Annotated in this window: 2 protein-coding genes; one reads left to right on the top strand and one right to left on the bottom strand. The window is 77.1% G+C overall.

All coding sequences use genetic code 11. The features are described from left to right. Positions 1-734, bottom strand: a 734-nt coding sequence (locus tag Q6969_RS15835; protein WP_317231298.1) for an NUDIX domain-containing protein, incomplete at its 3' end; no start/stop codon positions are given. Between the two features lie 41 nt (positions 735-775). Here Q6969_RS15835 and Q6969_RS15830 point away from each other — a divergent pair. Then, positions 776-1,181: hypothetical protein (locus Q6969_RS15830; protein WP_317231297.1), on the top strand; the 406-nt coding region annotated here is incomplete at its 3' end.

The following is a 1,181-nucleotide window of genomic DNA, read 5'->3' as shown; positions in this document are numbered from 1 at the left end:
GGGGATGCCGGGTCGGTCATCGGCGCCGCGGGCAGGGACGCCCCGCGCGCGTCGCCCTCGACCACCGCGACGACGTGGGGCCACCGGACGTGGCCCGGGAGGCCGAGCTCGGCCGCGGGCAGCCCGTCGCGCGCGAGGGCGTCGAGCTCGGCGAGGAGGCGGGTCGTGGATCCGACGCGGTCGCGCCACCACCCGTCCGGCCGGGACCCGAGCAGGTTCGCCGCGTCGACGACCAGGGTGACCTCGCGCGCGAGCTCGTCGCGCAGCATGGGCCAGGCCCCGCCGAAGCCGGGATGCAGCGGCAACGCGCCCACCTCCTCCACCGGGACCCAGCGGAGGGCGATGCTCTCGGCGTCGGCGACGCGGGGCTCGAAGGGACGGAGGACGCGGGCCGTGACGGTGGTGTAGCTCCAGAAGCCGAGGTCGAGGACGGTCGCGAGCACCGGCCGGATGCCCGCGGGTGGGACCCCCGCCTCCTCGGCCGCCTCACGCGCGGCGCCGTCGACCGCGGACTCCCCCGCGTGGCGGGCGCCGCCCGGCAGACCCCACGTGCCGCCGTGGTGGCTCCACGCGACCCGGTGCTGGAGCAGGACGCCGCGATCGGGGTCGTGCACGAGGAGGCCCGCCGCGCCGAACGCGCCCCAGTGGCGCTGCCCCTCGGGGCCCTCGACCCAGGCGTCGCCGCTGTCGCGCGGGGTGCCGAGCGGAGGCTGGGGTGGACGCTCGGCGGTCATGGACCCACCATCTCACGCGCTCCTCCGGGTAGCGTTCGAGGATGTCGTGCATCAGGTTCACCACCGCCGCGCAGCTCGAGGCCCTGCACCGGACCGCGCCCGCCGTCCTCACCGCGGAGCAGGCCGCGGCCCTGCATCCCGCACCGGAGATCACGCCCAGCAAGATCCGCCGGCTGCGCCTGCTCGCCGAGCACCGCGACCCGAAGGTGCGGGAGAGCGTCGCCAGCAGCCGTCACGCGCCGCTCGACGTCCAGCAGTCGCTCGCGCACGACCCCGACGAGGGCGTGCGCTCGTGCCTCGCTCGCAACCCGACGGCGCCCCCGAGCGTGCTCACCGTGCTCGTGGGCGACACGTCGGAGCGCGTGCGCTCGTGGCTCGCCGTCAACGACGCGACGCCGCCCGCCGCCGTGACGATGCTGGAATGCGACGAGTCGCCCGCCGTGCGCG

The sequence above is a fragment of the Clavibacter sp. MX14-G9D genome (assembly GCF_032917815.1).
Taxonomy (GTDB): Bacteria; Actinomycetota; Actinomycetes; order Actinomycetales; family Microbacteriaceae; genus Clavibacter; species Clavibacter michiganensis_K.
The sequence above is the reverse complement of the archived record's forward strand: the minus strand, read 5'-3'. Positions and strand labels throughout refer to the sequence as shown.